We start from the raw sequence: 10,329 nt of genomic DNA on the forward strand, positions 1-10,329 counted from the left end.
ACTTCATGTTACTGGTATTCTGTATTTTAGTCCAGTTACCTAATATCTGATTGACTATTGGTTTCCAAACAGAATAAGGTATAATCAGTGCTACAGAACCCAGTAACATGAAGTTGGCTAAACAAATAATAAATAACATTAGAACGGAAATAAAGAATTTCAGACCTAATCCCACAACGTATCCCTATAGTGGTCCGTTTTACCTTGCACAGTTATCTTCAAGTGAGATTGTACTTGATAAGAATCCTTATTATTTTGACGCTAAGTATATACCATTTAATCAAGTCATACTATATCAGTATGGACAATCGGATTTAGCTACAGCAGCGATAACAAGCGGGCAAGTATCCTTAGACTGGGCCGGATTTACTGGGCTATCTCCAACACAATTAGAATCTTTGCCTACAACTCTAGAGCTGATCAAGATACCACAGCCTTTTGGATGGGCACTAGCTTACAATTTGAAAGATCAATGGTTAAGGTATTATCAAGTTAGGGCTGCTATCGCATATATACTAAATAGGAGTGCTATTGCAGCTGTAGGCGGTCCGCTAACAGCTCCAGTGTCAATTCCTAACGCAATTCCGAATGAGAGCTACTATTCATTTTTAATGTCTCCTCAGTATTTGTCTTCACTTAATCCTTATAATGTTAATTTCACTAAGGCAGCTCAATTACTAGAGAGTGTAGGCTTATATCAGAAGAATGGTCAATGGTATTATCCTAACGGTACTCCATTTACTCTTGTTATAGGTGCTGGGGCTCCTCCACCTCAAGCGTTAGCTATGATGGAGGAAATTCAGAAGGAATTAGAAGCTTTTGGTATTAGTGTACAATTAAACATTTACTCGGTAGTAAGTCAGTGGCATCAAGCATGGCAGAATGGTACAGGTTATGATCTATGGTTTGAGAACTGGGGAAGCTCCTATTCCCCAGAAACTGCTCCATGGAGTCTAGTTCTGTCGTATTTTGGTGGATATCCATGGAATGTTACACAGTGGGATGAAAACTTAACTCTACCTAACGGTACCGTAATAGATTTCTATAAACTTCTTCAAGAGACTGAATCTCCTAATACAACTCAACAATTGATACAAGCTAATCAAGAGTTATCCTATTACATGAATCAGTACTTATTACCGGTATTACCATTAGTAGAGGTTGATAATTATGTAATTGTCAACCCATCCTTGTTATTAGATGCCCCTCCAGCTAATTCATGGATATGGCAGGAGTCAGAATATGGGATAGGGGGTACGGCAATGTTACAAGCTCTCATAGACTACTGGTATGTTCCGCTTTATAAGAGTACTATCGTTACTACAACTTCTGTAGCTACTACGACTGCAACTACTACAGCAACTGTAGCCACTACAGCAACTGCAACTACTACTTCTGTAGCCACGTCTACTGTTACTACAACAGTGCCAACAACTAGCACTGTAACAGTAACTAAAGCTGTTTCAAACACGCTTGCAATAATAGCTGCTATCATAGTGGTTATTATAGTGATAATTATAGCAGTAGTAGTTTTGCTAACAAGAAGAAGGTAAATATTCACGTAAAATATAAAAGACAAATTTTTAAAAAAGACTTTTTTTAATAGGTTCTAATTCTAGGGTTTGCAATCTCATCTATTCCGTAACTTAGTAGTATAAGACCTGACATGAAACCTATTATTGCTAAAGTTGGGAAGAAGAAGTAGAATATGGCTTTTCCACCTAATGCAGCTCCATAAGAAAGGGCTTGTTGTATCATAGCACCCCAATTATTTGGATTATATGGTAGGACGCCTAGGTAATATAGACCAACCTCAGAGTATACAGCTGATTCAACATTAAATATATAATGTATTGCAATGTAAGAACCTAAGGACGGTACTATTTCTCTGAAAATTATATACCTTCTAGTTAATCCCAACACCTTCAGTAACTCAGTTGCCGGTGAACTTCTCACGACTAGTACTTGCGATCTTACTGACCTAGCTAGACCAGCCCAACTGGTAACGCTTAGTATGAGAGCGAGGAAGAAGGGATTGCTTGTTCTGAATGCACTAGCTATTATTACGGTTAGTATTATACTAGGTAAGGTTAATACAATGTCAGTTATTCCCATTAGAATATTATCTATTATACCTCCAAGATATCCTGCGGTTATTCCCACAGCTATTCCTATTAAGGTCGCGAAGAGACCAGCCAAGAAGCTTACTTCGACTACCGATTTAGCTCCTTGTATGAGTTGTATTAATATACTTTCCGCAAAAGGTCCAGTGCCAAAAATTAGGTAAAAGTTTGAAAGTTGCGGAGGCATAAATATGGTCTGAGAGCTAGCTTGCAATGAGTAAGTTTTGGGAAACACTTCTTGTCCTATAGCAGCAATTAAAATATAGAAAACGGTTATTATTAATCCAACTCTCGATTTCCTATTTTCCCACATTAGATACAAATATTCCAGAAATTTGTTCCTCATAATATAATATGGTTTACCTATACTTTTTAATCTTTCCATAAACTGATCTACTACTCCTTAAGATTTTTCATGGAAAGATAATTACAAAATAAGCAAAGCTTCACCCTTTAAAGTGGGGATGAAAAGTGTGTAAACTCCTTTCTTTTCATTTTAGGGGTAGGGGAGCTAATAAGAAGGGTAGGTTAGGAATTAAGACTACAATTAGCCTTATGATTCCCTTATCCCTCCCTACACAACATTGTTGAAAGATATGAGATGGGTTTAAGATATGTACCTATTTGGTTGAAAGAAAATAAACTGAAGAAGAACTTAGTTAAGGAAGTTCATAAGGCAACTTATCAAGTTTTGAAGGAAAGGTTTAACCTACACCCTAAGCTTGCTCAAGACTGTTATAGGGATGCTTTAGTAATATATAAGTGTTGGTTAAAAATCCTAAGAGGGGTAGGATCCTAGGGTTCGTAAAGCGTCTGTATGGTTAACTCCCAGTATTTCATATAAATTAGATCTTGGGGGAATGATTGTGTGGATTAGGCAAGTTGGTGAGTTACCAATCCAATAACGTTTCTAAAGGAATTAATCACAGCATTTATCATTCAACTAGCTTTTTAAATCAACAGAAAACGTTTATAGTATTATATACATATTATAGTTTCATATGTTATTAGAAGTTTTAAACTTGAGTGTAGTCTATTCAACAAACGATAAGATCATTAAAGCTGTAAATGATGTGAACTTTGATTTAGAAAAAGGCGAGATTTTAGGAATTATAGGTGAAAGTGGATCTGGTAAAAGCACTTTGGCTCATGCTATTATAAGGGCTATAAAACCTCCCGGTAAAATAGTTTCTGGTATGATACTCTTTAACGGAACAGACTTGTTATCGGTTAGCCTAGAGGAGTTTAAGAAGATAATGTGGAAGGAAATTTCATTTGTTCCTCAAGCTAGTCAAAATGCCCTTAATCCTGTTATAAACGTTTATAGTTCATTCAAATATATAGCTGAAAGCCATGGATTGAAGGATGAAAGTGTAATGAGGGAAAAGGTCAATGAGCTAATTAAATCAGTAGGACTAGATCCTAAAAGAGTGCTTTCTATGTATCCTTTTCAACTTTCTGGCGGGATGAAGCAGAGAATTATGATTGCTTTAAGTTTACTTCTAGACCCGAAGCTCATAATAATGGATGAGCCGACGAGTGCATTAGACATGCTTAATCAAGAATTAATTCTTAGGCTAATTAAAGAGATAAATAGAGAGAGACAAATTAGCATAATTTTCATTACTCATGATATATTAAACGTAGCTCAAATAGCTGATAGGTTATTAGTTATGTACAGAGGTTATGTTATGGAGGAGGGGAAGGCTGAAAATATCATTAAAGATCCTTTGAATCCTTATACAAAACTGCTTATATCATCAATACCTCCCGTGAGAGGAGAAATAAGACCAATAAGTATCAAAGAGGATGCTAGTAGTCTTCCAATAAGTGAGAGTTGTCCATTTTTTAGCAGGTGTGAATATGCCTTCGATAGATGTAAGGAATTGCCTCAGCTTATAGGGGTTAAAGATAGAAAGGTTAGGTGTAGGTTATATGAATCTAATGGAGCTTAATGGAGTTTCAGTAATCTTTGAAGATAGGTCAGGTATTTTTAAAAAGAAGGAATTCTACGCATTGAAAGATATTTCTTTAAATATTCAAGAGAATGATCTATTAATTGTTTTAGGTGAGAGCGGAGCTGGCAAGACGACATTAGGAAGAGTAATGGTAGGGTTGCAAAAACCTACTAAGGGTTCACTAATCTATAAGGGATATAATGTGTGGAAGAATAGGAGGAAAATTTATGCTACTTACAGAAGAGAAGTTCAATTAATTCCACAAGATCCGTATTCAACTCTTCCATATAATAAAACTGTAGAAGAGATCTTATCAGCTCCTATCAAGAGATGGATGAAATTAGATAAAGACAAGATTAGAAAAAGGATATTTGAATTGCTTGAAATGGTTAAACTAACTCCACAAGAGGAGATCATTAATAAGTTTCCTCATCAGTTATCAGGCGGACAGAGACAAAGAATTAATATTGCGAGGAGTTTGTCACTTGACCCTAAGTTGATTATTGCTGATGAACCAGTCACGATGGTAGATGCATCTTTAAGGTTGGGTATACTTAATATTTTAGCAGAGATAAAGAATAGATTAAATTTATCAATGGTTTTTATAACACATGATATACCTATAGCTAGATATTTTTATCATTTGGTTAATAAAGGCAAGACAGTAATAATGTTTGCCGGTAGAATAGTTGAAGAAGGAGATTTAGAGGAAATATTGAGAGACCCTCTTCATCCTTATACTAAGGATCTGATAAAGATAACTCCTAGCATCGAAAATGTAATATCTGAAAGAAGAGTAATCGGAGAAAACGTTAAGGTAGACTATACCAGAGTTGAGGTAGGTTGTCCTTATAATCTTAGATGCCCTTTTGTGATGGAAATGTGTAGGAAAAACGAACCTAGTTTAATAAATACTAATGCAAACCACAAGGTTTCTTGTTATCTTTACGGGAAAAACAATTAAAAGGTAGGAGAACAAAAAGTTGAATAGAATGTTTTTCATGCATAAGGAAATTTATGAAGAACCTAAGGTAATAACAGACACTCTGAATGAGGTATATAATAATTATTATAAATATAATCCTCTCATTAGGGACTCTAAAAACATTTATGTAGTAGGTAGTGGTACTAGTTTTCACGCTTCAATGTATTTTGAAATGTTATTTAAAAATGCTAAGGCAATACAAGCTTCAGAGTTTACAAAGAGAGGTTTAGATATAAACGAAAATACACTTGTAGTAGGTATAAGTCAATCTGGTGAAAGTGTTGACACCGTAAATGCAGTAACATATGCCAAGAAATTCGGTGCCAAAATACTAGCGATCACTAATACACGTGATAGCACTCTTTACAAAATAGCAGATCAGCGTATATTAACTAAGGCGGGTGAAGAGAGGGCAGTAGCGGCAACTAAAAGCTACATCGCTCAGCTAGTTTCTATAGCTACTCTTTACTCGTTATATAATAAAAATCATGAACTATTGGAAGAAATAAAAAATCTATCAATGAAAGTTTATGAAATTTTATCCATGGAAGGATTATTTAGGAAGTATGGGCAATTCTTAACGGAAAAGATAGTGGTTTTGGGCTCTGGAATTTTATTCTCTACCTCATTAGAAGCCTCATTAAAGTTGAAAGAGACAGCGAATCTTCTGTCAGAAGCTTATCCATCCAGAGAATTTCTGCACGGACCGATGCAAATTCTAGATCCTCAGACTACTGTAATAATTTTAGGAAACAGTGAAGACGAGATTCAAGTTATAAATAAGATTAAACACTATGATTCAAGATTGATTAGAATATGTGAAGGATGTGAGATAAATATTCCGTTAACTAATGAATTATTGAAGCCAATACTCTATATCATCCCAGTTCAACTTATAGCTTTTTATAAAGCATTAGCTAAGGGTCTAAATCCAGATAAGCCAGAGAAGTTAGTTAAGGTAGTTAGAGAATGATATGTATAAGAGGGTTAGAGATTATAACTCCCTTAGAGACGTTAAGGGATGACATAGTAATTTATGATAATATAATCTCAAGAGTTGGAAGCAGTGGCATATGTAAGGAGGAGATAAGGGTTCCTAACAGTAAGTACGCGATCCCTGGTTTGATTGATATTCACACTCATGGAATAGGTGGGGTTTTAGTTAATGAGATCGCTACTGTTGAAGATTATGAGAGGATGAAGAGTTTTTATTATTCTCATGGAGTTACCACCTTTATTCCCTCTACTATTTCAGACTCTATTGATAGACTGATAAAAGTCTCTAAAATTCTTCACGAAGCCAAAAGTCCTGGAATTCACCTAGAAGGTCCCTTTTTAAATCCAAAGAGAAGAGGAGCTCATAAATTTTTGAGTGATAGGTACAATAACCGAATATTAGAAATTTCAAAACTTTTTAAAATAAAGAGAATTACTATAGCTCCCGAAATCTTAAAAGATAATGAAATAGAAGAATTAGCGGAAAACTTCGAAGTATCACTAGGACACACTGATGCAGATGCAACAATTACTAGGGAAGCAATAGGGCTTGGAGCTACTTCTATAACACATTTATTCAATGCTATGAGGGAATTTCATCATAGAGATCCGGGCATAATAGGAGTTTCACTAACTACTCCCATATACGTGGAAATAATAGCCGATTTAGTTCATGTAAGTGATATTGCAATAAAACTCGTTAGTATGGCTAAAAGTGATGACAGAGTTATTCTAATTACTGACTCTTTACACTCAGCAGGGATAAGTAACTTAGGAAGTTATTATCTATATGATGAAGAAATAATCTGTAATAGCGCTTGTTACTCCAAGGAGGGAAAGCTGGTAGGAAGTAATATAACTCTTGATGAAGGCATTAGGAGAGTTTCAAAGTTTCTGGGAATTAAAAAGGCTATAACATATTCCACTTATTCTCCCGCTAGTCTTTTAGGGATAGACGCCGGAGAAATCATAAGGGGTAAAAAAGCTGATCTCGTTGTATTAGATGAAAATCTAAAAGTGTTGTTAACTATGAAAGAAGGGAGAGTAGTATATTCATCTAATTAGGATTTCGTCACCATCCTTTATTCTTAAGGGAAATCTAGTTTTTTCTCCATTTATTGTTATGTCACCTATCGGAAAGTTTGTTTCGATTGCATTAACATCAGCAACTCCATCTTTAGTTTTTATAACCTTTATTTTTATTAGTCTGTTCTCTTCGTCGTAGTCTATTATCCCCCAAAAAGAGGGTAAAAGTATTATCCATGTGAAATTTTTCTTCTTAGGTCTTATCTTAAGCAGTTTCCTCCCTCCATCATAACTAATACCAGCATACGCCAAGGTTATTGAAAATGCAGATAATGGTCTACTGTAATATGCCCCCCACTCAACATGTTTCCAAAACATTCCAGCTGTCTCATATCTATCGTAGACTTCTTTGAGAATTTTAAGAGCTTCATCTTCCATACCAAGATAAAGTAGATGAGAAGCGAAAGCGAACTCAACTCCAGTCCATGGAGTATCCATCTGACTTCCAACCCTGTTGATTAATCCAGTATTGTTAAAGTAAGGAATATTTCCCACTTCTGATGGTCTAGGCTTATTTATATATCTTCCATTTATTAATCCTTCTCCTTCTATGAAATTGTTTTTAAATATTTCACTCATAATTTTTCTCTCCTTATCCTCATCAAAACAACTCTCCCCAACTAATCTACAATACCAAACTCCCATTAACTGTGATGATAAACAAGCTGTATCTCTGTAACCGCTCTCCGGATCATACCACAAATCATAATATTTTCCATTCCACAATTTATTCAAACCATTTTCGGCTTCTTCTAATAATTTCTGTTTTCCTAACAACTTAATTGCTGAATACCATAATATTGAAGTATATGATACGAAACCTATCATGCTCCAATCATCAAATGTCTGATAACTTATTTCTGAGGTGGTATAGCCTAGTAATGATCTAGCATTATCTCTCATATCTTGATTTCTGAAGAAGTTAAAGGTAGTTTTCCATTCTTGATCTATTCCAGCTGGAGTGAAGTGATATGGTAATCCGTCCTTTAAATGAGTCCTTACGATAGATTGAATAACCTCTTCAGTAGTCTTCATTAGAGAAGTATCACCAGTATATCTACTATACAAGTATACCATTAACAAATACTTTATTGAAGCGTCTAAAAGGTGGTACCCTTGTACCGATCTTCTATTAGGTATTCTGAAGAAATGTGGTATCCTATCCTTTGGATCTTTACCGGTTTTCTTAACAATATCCTTGACTGTTTCGACAATTTTCTTAAAATCAGATAGCAAAGATGGATCTTTCAAAATCGCTCTCTTATACTCTATAAAATTTTCTAGGATCGAATTTGCTATTATTACAAATTCTTCCGTATTATAATCTAGTCTAAACTTGTAAAGTTGTTCCAATAAGTTCTTTAATAGATCAGGATAAAGAATCAATAGTGCGGGGGCATAATGAAAAGCTACATCAGCGGTATTGAAAGCTCCTCTTATAGGTCCGTCAAAAACATCATCATAATATCCCTCCCATATACCTACTGAGAAATCTTTTGTAATTACTGTAATCTTCTTTAACGCTGAAATTTGTGAGCTTATTAAATCAGCAACATAGTTAGGGATATTTTTTGTGTTATAAATACTATTGATAAATTGAAGTGTTTTTTCTACTAAATAATTCATGTTCTCCTTAACGTATATAGCTACTTGTTCTGAATCCTTAAAGAAATTCTCATAGTAATGTCCTAGAACATTCCCATCGTTATCTCTGTAATTTGGGAAATACCATGAGAAAATAATGTTAGACTTAGGTTTAAAGTTTAGAAAGACATAATCCCCCGTTCCTTGATCCTCTACTATTCCATCGTTTCTAAAATCGGCAAAAGCACCTCTTAAATCATTTATCCTACCAACGTTTATAGTATTATCAGACAAAATTGTTAAATTACCATTATACGTCGGGCTATTTTCATTAGTTTCGTCAGAAGATATTGTTAAACCATTTTTAATCTTCCTTAATGAGAATTTAAAGGGAAATTTAAATACTAAAATCGATTCTCCAATTAAGTTGGAATCGACTATGAATGCAGGTATTGATGAATTCTTCAAATCTAATGGAATGGTTGGAGATAAGAATGTAATTCTTCCATAATTATCATAACTAAGTTCTGCTATAGCTCCTTTTCCCTCAAACAGAATTTTTCTCGTGGGTCTAACCCATGGTGTGTTATATGGACTAGAAGTTAGTAAGTAGTTGGTAGAAGCTAGTATTCTAACCTGTCTTAATTTCTCTATTCTAGTTAAAAATACCATATCTTCTGGATTCATTAATTTCTCGTTTCTATTAGTTAGTGAATATGATCCTACGTTAAAAATTGTAGGATCGTAAAATAGACCATCAGATCTTATTTCTACCGTGCCAGTCCCCAATCCTCCCAATGCAATACCGCTAGACAAATTATAAGAATACTCATATTTCATATCAATCCCTTTCTTTCCAATGCTAGTCTAACTAACCATATAGATGTGCTACCAATATAGGACATTAATCCTACGTATTTTCCATCTATTGCATCAATTCGAGACGATTGGTTCCATGGGTTTAATCTTTTTATAGTTTCCCACTCCCTTCTAGCAATCTCTAAACCTTCCCTAACCATCCCTCTCAATATCATGTGAGCGGATATAGCAAATGACACTCTAGGCCAACATGATTTTAACTGATCGTAATTTACGTTTACACTCCCATCCAAATTTACAGCGTTAGTTAGGCAGAAGTTTGATGATTTATAATTTAGTTCGTAAATGCTCTTCAAGGCTCCAACTATCTTATCCTCCTCTACAATAGGAGGTAGGTCGAGTATATCACACCAAAATTGACCTAGCAATTGGGAGTTCAAACAAGATCTGTCCTCTTCTTCTCCCTTCTTCCACATTATAAAATACCTTCCGTTCCACATAGAGTCTAAAGTCTTCTTTCCACACTCCAAAATTTTGTAATATTTCTCATCAACCTTTTTTCCTAAAATTTCAGAAACTCTAATAAATGCGTTTAAACTGCATAAGAACATAGAAGCAACGTATGAAGAAGTTCCATACATGTGGGTACCATCATAGGAGTTGTCGTATCCTCCTTTTGAGTCTGGTATACAATCTCCGTCCTTGTCCTTGTAAATTAGCCAATCTATTATTTCCTTCATCTTAGGATAAGCGTTTTCCAAAATTTTTACATCGTTAG

At 34.8% G+C, this 10,329-nt stretch carries 8 protein-coding genes and 1 pseudogene; 6 read left to right on the plus strand and 3 right to left on the minus strand.

The genetic code is table 11. From position 1 onward, the window contains the following. Positions 1–101: 101 nt before the first annotated feature. A pseudogene (locus tag DMP16_RS05480) lies at positions 102–1,553 on the plus strand (ABC transporter substrate-binding protein); the annotation flags it as partial. 46 nt (positions 1,554–1,599) lie between these two features. Here the strand turns inward: DMP16_RS05480 and DMP16_RS05485 are convergent. Further along, entirely contained in the window at positions 1,600–2,472 is an 873-nt protein-coding gene (locus tag DMP16_RS05485; protein WP_069284693.1) for an ABC transporter permease, read from the minus strand. 252 nt (positions 2,473–2,724) lie between these two features. On the opposite strand from DMP16_RS05485, the gene DMP16_RS05490 reads away from it, so the two are divergent. From DMP16_RS05490 to nagA, 5 genes are all read left to right on the plus strand, one after another. Continuing rightward, positions 2,725–2,922, plus strand: a complete 198-nt coding sequence (locus tag DMP16_RS05490; protein WP_069283586.1) for a hypothetical protein — start codon at positions 2,725–2,727, stop codon at positions 2,920–2,922. Positions 2,923–3,124: 202 nt separating this feature from the next. After that, positions 3,125–4,078: an ABC transporter ATP-binding protein gene (locus tag DMP16_RS05495; protein WP_069283584.1), complete on the plus strand. Its 954-nt coding sequence runs from the start codon at positions 3,125–3,127 to the stop codon at positions 4,076–4,078. Next, positions 4,059–5,045 (plus strand): ABC transporter ATP-binding protein, encoded by a 987-nt coding sequence (locus DMP16_RS05500; protein WP_069283583.1) that lies wholly within the window; start codon positions 4,059–4,061, stop codon positions 5,043–5,045. Before DMP16_RS05495 ends, DMP16_RS05500 begins: the two co-directional genes overlap by 20 nt. A gap of 28 nt (positions 5,046–5,073) precedes the next feature. After that, the gene (locus tag DMP16_RS05505; protein ID WP_083216378.1) at positions 5,074–6,039 is read left to right on the plus strand and encodes an SIS domain-containing protein; all 966 of its coding nucleotides are present in this window, start codon (positions 5,074–5,076) and stop codon (positions 6,037–6,039) included. Beyond that, a complete protein-coding gene (gene nagA, locus DMP16_RS05510) occupies positions 6,036–7,127 on the plus strand; it encodes an N-acetylglucosamine-6-phosphate deacetylase (protein ID WP_069283581.1) in 1,092 nt (363 codons plus the stop codon). Before DMP16_RS05505 ends, nagA begins: the two co-directional genes overlap by 4 nt. On the opposite strand, the gene DMP16_RS05515 is transcribed toward nagA, so the two are convergent. Both DMP16_RS05515 and DMP16_RS05520 read right to left on the minus strand, forming a co-directional pair. After that, entirely contained in the window at positions 7,116–9,572 is a 2,457-nt protein-coding gene (locus tag DMP16_RS05515) for a GH116 family glycosyl hydrolase (RefSeq protein ID WP_069283579.1), read from the minus strand. The two genes, nagA and DMP16_RS05515, sit on opposite strands and share 12 nt — an antisense overlap. Next, the coding region (locus DMP16_RS05520; RefSeq protein ID WP_255446809.1) for a GH116 family glycosyl hydrolase at positions 9,569–10,329 on the minus strand (761 nt) is incomplete at its 5' end. The genes DMP16_RS05520 and DMP16_RS05515, both read right to left, overlap by 4 nt.

The organism is Sulfolobus sp. B1 (genome assembly GCF_007050195.1).
In the GTDB taxonomy this organism is placed as follows: Archaea; Thermoproteota; Thermoprotei_A; order Sulfolobales; family Sulfolobaceae; genus Saccharolobus.